Source organism: Bosea sp. F3-2 (assembly GCF_008253865.1).
Classification (GTDB): domain Bacteria; phylum Pseudomonadota; class Alphaproteobacteria; order Rhizobiales; family Beijerinckiaceae; genus Allobosea.
The window spans coordinates 387,501-400,358 of sequence record NZ_CP042332.1; the positions used below are offsets into that span (position 1 = coordinate 387,501).

Here is a 12,858-nt window from a genome sequence, read left to right on the forward strand (position 1 = left end):
CGCGCGATGGCATGCGCCCAGGCTGTCACCGGGCTCGCGGGGTCGTAGGTGTGGCGCGACAGGTGGAGCGCCAGCAGGGTTTCCTGCAGCACGTCCTCCACCTCGCTCGCCTCGCTGCGTCCGGCACGCGCCAGCATCTGGCGCAGATAGCCGCGTAGCCGCACGCTGATCGTTTCGAGGAACAGGCGATAGGCCGCGGCATCGCCGGCAAGGGCCGCGAGGAAGACAGGCCGAAGCTGGGTTTCGTGCTCTTGCAGCGACACGCCTTGCGCTTTTCGCATGGGGGATTCGGAGTGTTTCCGTCGCATGGCGCGCGCGGGCTCACAAGCCCGCGATGGGGCGGTGAAGCACGCATCCGGCCCCGCTACGCTCGCACGGGAGCGCACGGCCGTTCCGGCGCGCCATGGAGATCGCCGATGGCCACCAGACTTCGCATCGCAGGCGCGCTGGCCGGCTTCGTCGTCATCGCATCGGTTGGCGCGCAGGAGCCGGTCCGCCCGAAACCCGGCGATGCCTGCCCCGCCGGCGAGGGCTGCACCGTGGCGAGCGGCCGTTACCGCATCATCCTGCCACCACCCCGCGCCGAAACTTCGCGCTCCGGCGCCATCATGTATTTCCATGGCTATCAGGGCTCGGCCGAGGAGACGATCGCCGATGCCGGCCTCGTCGCCGTCGCGCGGCGCCTCGGCGTCGCGCTGATCGCACCGGACGGGGCCGGCCGCTCTTGGTCCTTTCCCGGGTCGCCCGCCCGCCAACGCGACGAGTTCGCCTTCGTCGGGCAAGTCTTGGACGATGTCGTCTCGCGCTTCGGCCTCGATCCGGCCCGCATCATGGCGAGCGGCTTTTCGCAAGGCGGCTCGATGGTCTGGTACCTCGCCTGCCGAATGCCGACGCGCTTCGCAGCCTTCGCTCCCATCGCCGGTGCCTTTTGGGAACCGCTCCCCGTGAGCTGCGAACCCCCCCGGCCGCCGCTGATCCATGTCCATGGCACAAGCGATACGACCGTGCCGCTCGCCGGCCGCACGCTGCGCTCCGGCGCCCGGCAAGGCGACGTCTTCAAGAGCCTCGCCATCCTCGCGCCGGGCGGCTGCACCGTCGCCTGGGCGGAGGCCACCCGCGCCTACCCCGCGCCGGATCACTTGACCTGCCGCGTCGCGACCGGCTGCGGCGGCTCGGCCCGGCTGGAACTCTGCCTCCATCCCGGCGGCCACAAGGCCGATCCGGCCTGGGTTGAGCACGCCTGGCGCCTCGCGATGCCGCGCTCGGGTTCCACAACGGCCGGACAGGCCGGGCTCACGTCTCCGTGATCATGTAACCAAACCGCTCTCCCGCGCGATCTCTCCTGCACGCCACCGACGCGGCGAGCCGGAGACAGATCATGCGCCATGAACGGATATCGGCAGCCGCGCCGACGGGGACTGGTCCGGACGAACTCGCGAGGGGCGCCGATCTGCTGGCCGTGCGACTGGCCGCCTCCGGCGCGACCCACGCTTTCGGCATCCCCGGCGGCGAAGTTCTGGCGCTGGTCGATGCGCTCGAGCGCGCCGGCATCCGCTTCATGCTCGCTCGGCACGAGAACGCCGCAGGCTTCATGGCTGAGGGGCTCTGGCATGCGACGGGCACGCTCCCCGTGCTGGTCGCGACGCTCGGGCCCGGCGTCGCCAATGCGGTCAACGTCGTTGCCAACGCGCAGCAGGACCGGGTGCCGCTGATCTTCGTGACCGGCTGCGTCGACCAGGCGCTGGCCGAGAGCTACACCCATCAGGTCTTCGACCATCAGGCCGTGTTGCGCCCGCTGGTCAAGGCGAGTTTCCGTGCAGCGCCCGGCACCGAGGATCTCGTCGCGGCGAAGGCCGTCGCACTCGCCCGGCGCGGCCGGCCCGGCCCGGTCCACATCGACCTGCCGATCGCGGTGGCGGAAGCCCCCACGGCACCGCGCACCCTGCCGGCCATGCCGCTCTTCTCGCCCTCCATCCCGGCCGATCTTCGGCCCGCGCAAGCGCTGATCGCCGCGGCGCAACGACCGCTGGTCATCGCCGGACTCGACCTCGTCGTCCAGGACGGCGCAGCCGCGCTCGGCCGTTTCCTGGCCGCCACGGGCGCGCCGCTGCTCACCACCTACAAGGCCAAGGGGCTGGTGCCGGAGGACGATCCGCGCGTGATCGGCGGCATCGGCCTTTCGCCGAAGGCCGATGCGCTCGTCCGCCCCTTGATGGAGGCCGCCGACCTGATCGTGCTGGCCGGCTATGATCCCATCGAGATGCGCCAGGGCTGGCGGAACCCCTGGCCCGCAAGCAGGCGGGTCATCGATATCGTCGCCGAGCAGGTAACGCATGGCATGCATCATTCCAGCCAGCTCATAGAGGGCGATGTCGGCACGATCCTGACGCGCCTGTCGGAGGGGTTAGCAGTGAAGGCGACTTGGCCGGGCGGCGAGCCGGCTGCGACCCGCCGCGCCTTCCGTGCCGCCTTTGCCGCTCCCGATGAATGGGGGCCGCATGCCGTCTTCGAGACCCTGCGCCAGGTCGCGCCGCCTGGCACGGTTGCGACCGCCGATTCCGGCGCGCATCGCATCCTGCTCAGCCAGATCTGGAGCTGCGACGGGCCGCGCCGTCTGCTGCAATCCAGCGGGCTGTGCACCATGGGCTGCGCCCTGCCGATGGCAACCGGCGCCGCGCTCGGCTCCGGCCGCCCAACACTGTGCTTCGTCGGCGACGCCGGCCTCGAAATGGTGCTGGGAGAGTTGGCGACGCTGCGCGATCTCGGCTTGCCGGTGATCATCGTCGCACTCGTCGACAGGGCGCTCGGGCTGATCGCGCTGAAGCAGAGCCAGCTCGGCCTGCTGCGCATCGGGGTCGATATCGGAGAGACCGATTTCACCGGAGTCGCCCGCGCGATGGGCGGGCATGGTGCGACGATCGACGACCGTGAAACTCTTGCGCGCGAAGCGGAGGCGGCCTTCCGGCGCGACGGCTTCACGCTGCTTGCCTGCCGGATTGATGCTGAAAGCTACGACGGAGCCTTCTGATGGCCGCACTCCCTCCCACGGCGAAGCGGCTGCGCGACGAACGGCTCGATTTCTTCCGCGGCGTGACCATGCTGATCATCTTCGTTGCGCATCTGCCGGAGAACAGCTGGAACGCCTGGATTCCGGCGCGCTTCGGCTTTTCGTCGGGTGCCGAGCTCTTCGTCTTCTGCTCAGGCATCGCCAGCGCTCTCGCCTTCGGCAGCGTCTTTACCCGCCACGGGCTATGGCTGGGCACGGCGCGCATCGCCTACCGGATCTGGCAGGTCTACTGGGCGCAGATCGGCCTCGTCCTGGCGCTGATCGCGCTCGCCGCCGCGCTGGACCAGCTCTTCGGCCTGGCGGAGCTCGCGCGGCAATTCGCACCCTTGCTGGCCGATCCGGAGCGCGCGCTGCTCGGTCTCGCCACCCTGAGCTGGCAGCCGGACTATCTCGACATCCTGCCGATGTACCTCGTCATCCTGGCGCTCGTGCCGGCGATGATGCTGGCGCGTCGCCTTCATGCCGCCTTGCCCTTCCTGATCACCGCAGCGCTCTATGCGGCGGTTTGGATCACAGGCCTCAACCTGCCAGGCAATCCCTGGAACGGCGCCGGCTGGTTCCTCAATCCCTTTGCCTGGCAGCTGATCTTCTTCACCGGCTTCTTCATCGCCATGAAGTGGCTGCCGGTGCCTCGGCTCGGCGACCGGCGGTTGATGGCGGCGGCGGCGTTCTTCATCCTGCTTTCGGTGCCGCTGTCCTTCTGGGGCATCCTGGAGCACTGGCCGCTGGCGCAGGCCGCCCGTGACCTGATCATCCCCGTCAGCGAGAAGACCGACCTGCACATCCTGCGCGTGCTGCATTTCCTGGCGCTCGCCTATCTAATGCTCAGCCTGGTCGAGCCCTGGCGGGACCGGCTCGACCGCGGCGCGGGCCACCTCCTCATCCTGATCGGACGGCAATCCCTCGCGGCCTTCCTCGCCAGCGTCGTGCTCGCGCGGCTGCTGGGCACGGTCGCCGATATGGCCGGGCGCAGTGAGCTCATCGTCGCTCTGCTGAATCTCGCTGGTTTCGTGCTGATCCTCGCCACCGCGCTCGTGGTCGGCTGGTTCAAGAGCGCGCCCTGGGCCGGGCCGGGACGCAAGCCTCTGGCAGAGCCGCACAACGAGCTGGCCGCGAGGGCCACGCCGACAACACGGGTCCGTGAAGCGAGTTGAACGCCGCTTGATCGACCTGTCGCGAACTCCCTGAAGAGCGCCTCTCGAACGGCGCGGCAATGGAGCAGCCCATGTCTTACGCCACGCATCATCACGACCTCTCCGGCGACAGCATCACCGTCGCGAACGACATTGCGCGCCTGGCCTGGAACGACACGCTCGAGGCGTTGCTCGCTCATGCAGCCGCCACGCCCGACCATCTCGCCTGCACGCTCGCCGCCGACTCCGATTTCGCCCTGGCCCATGCTGCCAAGGGGCTGATGCTGCTCTCGCTGGCGCGCTCCGAACTCGTCGCCCCGGCTCGCGATTGCCTAGCCAGGGCCCGCGCGGCGGCGCTCCTGCGGCCGGTGACGCGGCGCGAGACGATGGTTATCGAAGCCTTGGCGCTCTGGCTCGAGGATGCACCGCGCCGGGCGGCGGAGCGGCTCGAGGCGATCCTGCTCGCCCATCCCTTCGATGTGCTGGCGCTCAAGCTCTCGCATGGCGTGCGCTTCATGCTCGGCGATCAGGCCGAGATGCTCGCAACCCTGCGCCGCGTCGCGCCGGGCTTCGGCGAGAGCCATCCGCTCGCCGGCTTCGTCCATGGCTGCCACGCCTTCGCGCTTGAGGAGCAGGGCTTCTACGCCGAGGCCGAGCGTGCCGGCCGCCGCGCCGTCGCCCTGAGTCCGCGCGACGCCTGGGGCCGCCACGCCGTCGCCCATGTGTTGGAGATGACCGGTCGTGTCGACGAAGGCATCGCCTGGCTCCTGGACGGCCGCAGCGTCGCTCATGCCAACAATCTGCGCTTCCATATTTTCTGGCATCTCGCCCTGTTCCGGCTGGAGCGCGGCGAGACCGGCGAGGCGCTGCGGCTCTATGACGGGGAGATCCGGGCCGAGCCGACCGACGATTACCGCGACATCGCCAACGGCGCCTCGCTGCTGGCCCGGCTCGAATATGCCGGCATCGATGTCGGAGATCGCTGGGAGGAACTCGCCGCGAAGGCCGAGGGGCGCATCCATGACAGGCGCCTTGTCTTCGCCGACCTGCACTATGCGCTCTCGCTGCTCGGTGCCGGCCATGCCGACGGGGCAGAGGCCATCGCCCGCAGCCTGATCGAGGATGCGAAGGCCCACCCCAGTGGCGAGCGGCGTGACGCCGCCCGCAACGGCGCGCTCGCGGCCTTCGGACTGATTGCCTTCCATGAGGGCGACTACGACGAGGCCACCCGGCTGCTCGGTTCCGCCCGAGGCGGGCTCACCACCATCGGCGGCAGCCATGCCCAGCGTGACCTGTTCGAGCAGGCCTATGCCGAGAGCCTGATCCGCGCCGGCCAGCACGACCGTGCCGCCCAAGTCCTCGACGAGCGCCTGGCGCGGCGCGGCGGCACCAATCTCTTTGCCGCGCGCCGGCTGGCGCAGTTGCGCAGCCGCGGTGCCGGGCATCTCGCCGCTCTTGCCGTCGCTTCCACCCCGCTCGCCATCGCTCACTGACCCGCAGAAAGGACGACAGCCATGACCACCGCGACCATGACTCAGGGCTTCGCGCTGCCCTCCACCCGCACCGTGATCAACCTTGCCCTCGGCGGCTTTGCGGGCCTGGGCTTCTGGGAGCTGTTCTCCTCCGTGCCGACCGCCTGGTTCGCCGAGTATCCACTGGAGCCACCGGAGCTGGTGAAGTCGCTCTTCGCGCATCAGCTCGGCCTCACGATCTCGACCCCGACCGCCAAACTGCTGCACTTCGTCACCGGCTTCCTGTTCTATCCGCTCGGCTACTGGGTATTGACGCGCTGGGTAAAGAGCTTCGGCATGCCCGCGGATGGCTGGATCTGGGGCGTGATCACCTACTTCATCGCGCTCGCTTTCTTCGCTCCGCTCGCCGGCCAGCATTTCCTGCTGAACGACGTGCCGCGCCTCTCCTTCATGAGTCTCGTCGGCCACTCGATTTACGGCTACCTCGCGGCCTATGTCTTCGAGGCGCTCGAAGCGCGCCGGGCCTGAAGCAGGGGAGGTTTGGCCATGCTCGACCGACGGTCTTTCGTCCGGCTCGCCGGGGCAGGGCTGGTCGTCGCGGCCTTCGCGATTGGTGGGGCCGAGGCTGATACGTCCCGCCCGGTCAATACGCTCGGCTCGCCGGATGGCGTCGCGATCCGCGGTTACGACCCCGTCGCCTATTTCCGCGGCGGCGGTCCGCGCCCGGGCAAGCCCGAATTCTCAGTCAGCCATGGCGGCGCCACCTGGCGCTTCGCCAGCGCCGAGCACAAGGCGCTGTTCGAGGCTGATCCGGAGCGCTACCTGCCGGCCTATGGCGGCTTTTGCGCCTACGGCACCTCGCGCGGCTACCTCGTCAAGATCGAGCCGGAGGCCTGGTCGATCATCGATGGCAGGCTCTACCTCAACTACGACCTCGGCGTGAGGGAAATCTGGCTCGGCGATACGCGGAAGTTCATTGCTCGTGCCGATGGAAACTGGCCTCGCTTAACGACGAAGGATATCCAATAACATTCGTTTGTGGCGAGGGCAGTATGCGGCTGGCGTCACTCCGACCACCCTCGGAAAAGGCCGCCATGAAGGCGCTGCGCGACATACCGCAGATGTCCGCGAGGTCTTCCATCCGCCAAGGACGCGATGGGTGGTTGTGTATAGCGACAAGACGGTGCCGTCACGGACTGGCATAGCGAGGTTTGGAGCCAGTCCCACATGATACGGCCCGGTCCGCCGGGCACGCTGCTTGCTGCCCGCGACAAGAGCGACCCGGCTCCGCCGGCGCCACCAGTTGCCCTTGCGCAGCCGGAGGGGGGCGGCGACCGCAATGCGATCCCGCTCTACCGCTTCCCGAATGCAAAGGTGGTGCATCACTTCCTGCCGGAGATGCCGTTGCGCGGGTCTTCGATGCGCTCCCTCGGCGGCTATCTCAACGTTTTGGCCATCGAGAGCACCATCGACGACTTGGCCCATGCCTCTGGGCAGGATCCGGTCGATCTGCGCCTGCGTCTGCTTCTCGACGATCGCGCGCGCGCCGTGGTCGAGAAGGCGGCTGCGGATTTCGCTTGGAAGACGCGCCCGCAGCTTCCCAAAGGAGGCGGCTATGGCTTCGGGTTTGCCCGATACAAGAATCTCGAAGCATATTGTGCCATCGCGCTGGAAATCTTCATGACGTTCGCATTCTACGCGTCAATGCCGCCACCGACACAGGGGAGGTCGTCAATCCAGACGGTGTGAGGAACCAGATCGAGGGAGGCGTCATTCAGTCCGCGAGCTGGACGCTCTTCGAGGAGGTGACGTTCGATCCTAAGCGCATTACGTCGTTCGACTGGTCGTCCTATCCCATTCTTCGGTTCTCAGGCGTGCCGGAACGGCTGGAAGTTGCGATCATCGACAAGCCCGGCGCGCCTTTCCTCGGTGTTGCAGAGGCGTCGCAGGGCCCCACAGCTGCAGCACTTGGCAACGCCATTCGTGACGCAAGCGGTCAAAGGTTGCGGCAGTTGCCGTGTACGCCAGCCCGCGTTCGGGCAGCGTTCGGAGGGTGAGCGGAGCGAATTCGGGAGGCGAGCCCCGGTATTTGAGAGCGTTTACCCGGTCCAAGGGGAGGCTTTCGTTCGGGTCAAGTGCTAGATGGCAAGATCCAGTAACGTCCCACAGAAGGTGCCATATTATGCTGGCAGATGCGTGTTGGCGTACATCGTGCCGCTGTGATGTTACCCGGTGAGCTTGCTGAGGTCGGCCGAGCGGAGGTTGCCATGCGAGCCCCGACCCATCCAAACAGAGTGATTACTGCAGTGCCTGAGATCAGAGGGTCAGGGCCGAGCAGACAGTTGGGCTCGCAAGTTCGGCAAGCCGTGTCGGCTGTCGAATGCCATCACCGTGGTTGAGTTGTCGCTGGCTCACACACGCCCCGTCGTCAGACCTTGCCGCGCATCGAAAATCCTTGACCGCTATAGGCAAAGGCCACTGCGCTCGCCTGCAGGCGAGTGCTCCATTTGTCTTCTCAGTCGCCAGCGTTCGGACATGCAACGACCCTGGCTTCGACCAGCCGCTGAATCGCCGCCTCCGAGTAGCCGGCTTCCGCGAGGACTTCTCGGCTGTGCTCTCCCAGACGCGGCGCGGCTCTCTCCGGCCTGGGCTGGCTAACGCTCCATTGCGAGGCCACGCGCAATGTCCGAACCGAGCCTTCCGACGGGTGCTCCAAGATTGGGAAGAAACCCACCGCGGCCAGATGCGAATCGTTGACGAGCGAATCCAGCGTGTGCATCCGCGCATGCGGGATATCGGCTTCGCCGAGCAGGCGTTCCCATTCAGCCGTCGGGCGCGTGAGAAAGATCGCCGCGACGCTCTTCATGATCTCGGCCATATGGCGCGTGCGGCTGGCATGGCTTGCGAAGCGCGGGTCGTCGCGCCAGTCATCCCGTCCGGCGATGTCGATGAAGCGCTGCCAATGGCGGTCCGTGTAGATGACTGCGCAGAGATAGCCGTCTGCGGTCCGGAAGGGCCTGCGGTCCGGCGCGAGGAGGCGAGCATAACCGCCAAGGTCGAGAGGCGGCTCGTAGCTCAAGCCGCCGAAATGATCGCCGAGGACGAAGCTTGCCATCGTCTCGAACATCGGGACGTCGATGCGCTGGCCCTCGCCGGTGCGGTCGCGATGGCGCAGAGCAGCCAAGATCGCCGCGAGCGCGTGCAGGCCGACGATGCGATCGGCGATGTTGACGGGAGCATAGCGCGGCGTTCCGTCGCCGGCATCGGCGATGAGTGCCGGTACGGCGCAGAGGCCCTGGACGAGATCGTCATAGGCGGGCTTCGCGGCGTAGGGACCGTCCTGGCCGAAGCCGAAGGTGCCAACATAGATGATGTCGCTCCTGGCACCGGCGACGGCCTCGTAGCCGAGCCCGAGCCGTTCCATCGCCTGCGGCCGCAGATTGTAGACGAGAACGTCGGCAGTTCGCGCGAGGGCGAGCGCGATATCCCGACCGGCGGGCTTTTTGAGATCGACCACGATGCTGCGCTTGGAACGATTGGCATGCATGAACATGCCGCCCATCGCGCCGCTGCGGCTGGGGCCGACCTGGCGGATGAGGTCGCCCTCTGGCGACTCGAGCTTGATGACGTCGGCGCCCATGTCGCCGAGGATCGAAGTCGCATAAGGGCCCATGAGCACGGAAGTCATGTCGAGGACCCGGACGCCGGTCAGCGGGCCGCTCATGACAATTCGCTCGCTTCACGAGGCGGATCGTAGGCGCGTATGGGCGGCGCTTGCCCCTCGTATCGGGCGCATTGAACCGTCGTCACCTGCCCGCAACTGCCTTGCGCCAGCCGCGAGGTGCCGATGTCGCGGGTCACGACATTCGGATTGCCATGGCCGCAGAGAGGCCGGTCGCTGCCGTCCTCGACCGGATCGTACCAGGCGCCTGTCGAGAGGTTCGCCACGCCCGGCATAACACCATCGCTGATCTCGGCCGCTGCGAGGCATGCTCCACGAAAATTAAAGATCTGCACGAAATCGCCATCCGCGATGCCGCGCTCCACTGCGTCCTGCGGATTCAGCCGCACGACCTCGCGGCCATGGCGCTTGGCCGATTGGCTGTAGGCGCCGAAATCGAGCTGGCTGTGCAGCCGAGTCGCGGGCTGGTTGGCGATCAGCGTCAGCGGCGCGAATTCGTCCGGCTGCTCGGTGGCGGGAAGCCAGGTGGGAAGGCCGGGGCAGTCGTCATAGCGGAAGCCCGCGATCGTCTCGCAGAAGATCTCGATTCGCCCGCTTGGCGTCGGCAGGGCATTGCGCTCAGGATCTTCGCGGAAGGCGCGCAGCAGTCCGCCGTCATCCGGCGCGGATGGCAGCGGAATCTCGCCCTGCCGCCAGAACTCCGCGAAGGACGGCGCCGCGTGGCCTTGCGAAACGAGCGCTTCGCGGGTGGGTTCGTAGAGATGCTCCAACCATTGCGCGGCCGAGCGCCCTTCGGCGAAGGCCTCTTCGCAGCCCATCCGCTGCGCCAGGCCAAGGAAGATCTCAAAATCGTCGCGGGCTTCGCCGACCGGCTCGGCAGCCCGCCGCATCGCGATCAGGCGCGGGTCCGTCGCGGCCGCGCCGATGTCGTCGCGTTCCAGCGACATGGTGGCTGGCAACACGATATCGGCAAAGCGAGCCATCGGCGTCCAGGCGCTGTCCTGGCAGACTATGGTGTCGACCTGCGAGAAGGCCCGCCGCAGCCGGTTCAAATCCTGATGGTGATGGAAGGGGTTGCCGCCTGCCCAGTAGACAAGACGGATGTCGGGATAGATCAGCTTCTGCCCGTTGTATTCGAACGGTGATCCTCGATTGAGCAGCATGTCAGCGATGCGCGCCACAGGGATGAAGTCCTTCACCCCGTTGGCGCCCTGCGGCATGGTCGGGATCGGCACGGCATTCACCCGCCGGCCGGTGTGGCCCATGGCGCCGAGCGCATAGTTGTATCCGCCGCCCGGCAGGCCGATCTGGCCGACCATCGCTGCGAGGACCGCCGCCATCCAGACCGGCTGCTCGCCATATTGCGCCCGCTGTAGTGCATGGGCGACCGTGATGAGGCTGCGGCCGCCGACCAGCCTGTGCGCGATCTCGCGGATCGTGCCGGCCTCGATACCGGTGATTGCGGCCGCCCATTCGGCATCCTTGACGAAGCCGTCGGCGGTGCCGTCTAGATAAGCCGCGAAACGCTCGAAGCCGACGCAATATCGGGAGAGGAACGCCCGATCATGCATATCTTCCGCGACCAGCGTCTGCGCGATGCCGAGCATCAGCGCGACATCGGTGCCGGGTCGGATCGGGAGCCAGCGCGGGTGGGCCTCGCCCGGCATGTCGTCGCGCAGCGGGCTCACGGACCAGAAGGCGCAGCCGCGCTTGGCCGCCCGCGACATCGCATCCGGCTCGATGTGGCGGGTGATGCCGCCGCTGGCGATCATCGAATTCTTCAGCGGCATCCCGCCGAAGGCGAGCACGAAGTCGGTGTGCTCCGCGATCTGGTCCCAGGTGACGTTGCGCCGCGACAGGTTCTCGAACGGCCCCAGCACATGCGGCAGGATTACCGAGGATGCCCCGGCACTATAGCTGTTGACCGAGCGGACATAACCGCCACAGGCGAGGTTGAAGAAGCGATGAATCTGGCCTTGGGCGTGATGGAAGCGCCCGGCGCTGGCCCAGCCATAGGACCCGCCATAGATGGCCTGCGGACCGAAGCTCGTGTGCACGCGTCCGATTTCTGATGCCAGACGATCCAGCACCTCGTCCCAGCTGACAGCGACCAGATCATCCCGAAAGTCCCGCTCGCGTGGGCCTGGACCTGCTTCGAGCCAGCCGCGGCGCACCATCGGGTGACGAATTCTCGCCTTGTGATCCAGAGCATCCGTGAAATTGCCGAGGATCGGGGAGGGGGCGGGATCCTCGGGGTGAGGCGTCAGCACGAGCCGGGCGCCATCGCGGCGGGCGAAGAAGCTGCCCCAATGGGCGCTGTGAGGCAGGCCGCGCGGAGGCGAAACAGGAAGATCCATGCGCAACTCGCTGAGGACGCGGGCGTGAAACGATCCGGCGATATTGCTGAGCCTGGTTATATCGGTCCAATATGCCGATTAGTGGATTTCGAGAATTCAGACTTCTCAATGTGAGGCATGATCGATGGCGCCAGGCCGACGCCCCAGCAGCGCGATGCTCGAATTGCGGCATCTGCGCTATTTCCTCGCGACGGCCGAGGAGCTGAACTACGGCCGAGCCGCCGAGCGCTTACGCATCGCGCAGCCGGGCCTCAGCCAGCAGATCAAGAATCTCGAGGAGATCGTCGGGACGCCGCTCTTCGACCGGACGCGCCGATCGGTAAAGCTGACCCTCGCTGGCGAGCTCTTTGCGGAAGAGGCGCGCAAGGCCCTGCAACAGACCGAGACGGCGATGCTGGTGACGCGCCGGGCGGGCAGAGGCGAACTCGGGCGCATCGCCATCGGCTATGTCGGCTCGGCCGCCTATACCGGCGCGCTCACCACCATGATCGGGGATTTCCGCAAGGCCTATCCGGAGGTCGAGCTCGGCATTGCCGAGATGGAGATGTCGCAGCAGCTCGACCAGCTTGATCAGGGCAAGCTGGATGTCGGCTTCATCCGTCCGCCCGTGCCGCTGCCGCTGGGCATCGTCTCGACGCCGATCCTCTTCGAGGAGATCATGCTGGCACTGCCCGAGAACCACTCCTTGGCGACGCAGGAGCGGGTGCCGCTCTCGGCGCTCAACGGCGAGATCTTCATCACGCCGCGCCACCCCGCCGGTGTCAGCTTTCATGAGCATACGACGTCGGCCTGCCGCGCTGCCGGCTTCTTCCCACGGCTCGGGCCGCAGGGGCGCGATTTCGTCACCATCGCCAGCATGGTCGCCGTCGGCCTCGGCGTCGCCCTGGTGCCGCAGTCGCTGCGGAGCATCCAGGTCCCCGGCTTGCGCTACCGCCCCATCGCGGGCGAGCCGGTTCTTGCCGAGCTTGCCGTCGCCTATCGGCGCAACGAGCCTTCGCCGGTGGCACGGGCCTTTGCCGCGCATGCTCGCAAGACTGCACTATCAGCCAATCAATAATCTAAAGTTATCAAAAATGCGCCAGCTGCGTATTGGACTGATTTGAAAATCCGGTCCGATAATCCCTGATCATCAGCATCGGGTTCGTGG

The 12,858-nt window shown here is 67.1% G+C and carries 13 protein-coding genes (1 of these 13 cut by a window edge); 9 read left to right on the plus strand and 4 right to left on the minus strand.

Annotated elements, in window-relative coordinates; genetic code table 11:
- Positions 1-281, minus strand: the 5' end (the start) of a protein-coding gene (locus FQV39_RS31645) for a sigma-70 family RNA polymerase sigma factor (protein ID WP_149134397.1). 313 nt of this gene lie to the left of the window's left edge; the window shows 281 of its 594 coding nt (coding positions 1-281); the start codon lies at positions 279-281; its stop codon lies off the left edge, out of view.
- 135 nt (positions 282-416) lie between these two features.
- On the opposite strand from FQV39_RS31645, the gene FQV39_RS31650 reads away from it, so the two are divergent.
- The 6 genes from FQV39_RS31650 to FQV39_RS31675 all read left to right on the plus strand — a co-directional run bounded on the left by FQV39_RS31650 (position 417) and on the right by FQV39_RS31675 (position 6,701).
- On the plus strand, positions 417-1,307 hold the full coding sequence (locus FQV39_RS31650) for a CE1 family esterase (RefSeq protein WP_149134398.1): 891 nt from the start codon (positions 417-419) through the stop codon (positions 1,305-1,307).
- Between the two features lie 71 nt (positions 1,308-1,378).
- A complete protein-coding gene (locus tag FQV39_RS31655) occupies positions 1,379-3,028 on the plus strand; it encodes a thiamine pyrophosphate-binding protein (RefSeq protein WP_149134399.1) in 1,650 nt (549 codons plus the stop codon).
- On the plus strand, positions 3,028-4,221 hold the full coding sequence (locus FQV39_RS31660) for an OpgC family protein (protein ID WP_149134400.1): 1,194 nt from the start codon (positions 3,028-3,030) through the stop codon (positions 4,219-4,221). The genes FQV39_RS31655 and FQV39_RS31660 overlap by 1 nt, the downstream gene beginning before the upstream one ends.
- 71 nt (positions 4,222-4,292) lie before the next feature.
- On the plus strand, positions 4,293-5,693 hold the full coding sequence (locus tag FQV39_RS31665; protein ID WP_149134401.1) for a tetratricopeptide repeat protein: 1,401 nt from the start codon (positions 4,293-4,295) through the stop codon (positions 5,691-5,693).
- 21 nt (positions 5,694-5,714) lie between these two features.
- Positions 5,715-6,200 carry a hypothetical protein gene (locus FQV39_RS31670; protein WP_149134402.1) on the plus strand — a complete coding sequence of 162 codons (486 nt, stop codon included), beginning with the start codon at positions 5,715-5,717 and terminating at the stop codon, positions 6,198-6,200.
- Positions 6,201-6,218: 18 nt separating this feature from the next.
- Positions 6,219-6,701, plus strand: a complete 483-nt coding sequence (locus FQV39_RS31675) for a YHS domain-containing (seleno)protein (protein WP_149134403.1) — start codon at positions 6,219-6,221, stop codon at positions 6,699-6,701.
- Here FQV39_RS31675 and FQV39_RS31680 read toward each other — a convergent pair.
- Positions 6,646-6,813: a hypothetical protein gene (locus FQV39_RS31680; RefSeq protein ID WP_248313531.1), complete on the minus strand. Its 168-nt coding sequence runs from the start codon at positions 6,811-6,813 to the stop codon at positions 6,646-6,648. The genes FQV39_RS31675 and FQV39_RS31680 overlap by 56 nt on opposite strands.
- An 86-nt stretch (positions 6,814-6,899) precedes the next feature.
- Between FQV39_RS31680 and FQV39_RS34005 the strand changes: the two genes are divergently transcribed.
- Both FQV39_RS34005 and FQV39_RS34010 read left to right on the plus strand, forming a co-directional pair.
- Positions 6,900-7,421: a molybdopterin-dependent oxidoreductase gene (locus FQV39_RS34005; RefSeq protein WP_248313532.1), complete on the plus strand. Its 522-nt coding sequence runs from the start codon at positions 6,900-6,902 to the stop codon at positions 7,419-7,421.
- The gene (locus tag FQV39_RS34010; RefSeq protein WP_248313533.1) at positions 7,328-7,729 is read left to right on the plus strand and encodes a molybdopterin cofactor-binding domain-containing protein; all 402 of its coding nucleotides are present in this window, start codon (positions 7,328-7,330) and stop codon (positions 7,727-7,729) included. Before FQV39_RS34005 ends, FQV39_RS34010 begins: the two co-directional genes overlap by 94 nt.
- Before the next feature lie 458 nt (positions 7,730-8,187).
- Here the strand turns inward: FQV39_RS34010 and FQV39_RS31690 are convergent, their stop codons facing one another.
- Together FQV39_RS31690 and FQV39_RS31695 are read right to left on the minus strand one after the other, a co-directional pair.
- Entirely contained in the window at positions 8,188-9,396 is a 1,209-nt protein-coding gene (locus FQV39_RS31690; RefSeq protein WP_149134404.1) for a CaiB/BaiF CoA transferase family protein, read from the minus strand.
- Positions 9,393-11,711: a molybdopterin guanine dinucleotide-containing S/N-oxide reductase gene (locus FQV39_RS31695; RefSeq protein WP_149134405.1), complete on the minus strand. Its 2,319-nt coding sequence runs from the start codon at positions 11,709-11,711 to the stop codon at positions 9,393-9,395. The genes FQV39_RS31690 and FQV39_RS31695 overlap by 4 nt, the downstream gene beginning before the upstream one ends.
- Positions 11,712-11,835: 124 nt before the next feature.
- On the opposite strand from FQV39_RS31695, the gene FQV39_RS31700 reads away from it, so the two are divergent.
- Complete coding sequence (locus tag FQV39_RS31700; protein WP_149134406.1) at positions 11,836-12,768, plus strand: LysR substrate-binding domain-containing protein; 933 nt, start codon at positions 11,836-11,838, stop codon at positions 12,766-12,768.
- Positions 12,769-12,858 lie beyond the last annotated feature (90 nt).